Raw genomic sequence first — 251 nt, 5'->3', positions numbered from 1 at the left:
ATGAAAAAAAATAAATTAAAAAAGTATAACTTATTATTAAATATTTGTTTGATATCATTGAGCGTGTATTCAATAATTTTTATCGCTATTTTTCATATTCCATATGGCAAAACTATTTTCTTTGCTATTTATTTTATTATAATTATCTGTTTCTTCTTTATAGATAAAAAAATCGAAAAAGATAATAAAAAAGAAAATAAAGATGACTAGGCTATACAAACTAACTACCTATAAGAGTTAATTATGTTAAC

General features: G+C 19.5%; 1 protein-coding gene. It reads left to right on the top strand.

The window, feature by feature from the left end:
• On the top strand, positions 1-210 hold a 210-nt coding region (locus HMPREF3265_RS12715; RefSeq protein ID WP_000739694.1), incomplete at its 5' end, for a hypothetical protein.
• Positions 211-251 lie beyond the last annotated feature (41 nt).

This window comes from Staphylococcus sp. HMSC62B09 (genome assembly GCF_001839115.1).
In the GTDB taxonomy this organism is placed as follows: Bacteria; Bacillota; Bacilli; order Staphylococcales; family Staphylococcaceae; genus Staphylococcus; species Staphylococcus haemolyticus.
The sequence above is the reverse complement of the archived record's forward strand: the minus strand, read 5'-3'. Positions and strand labels throughout refer to the sequence as shown.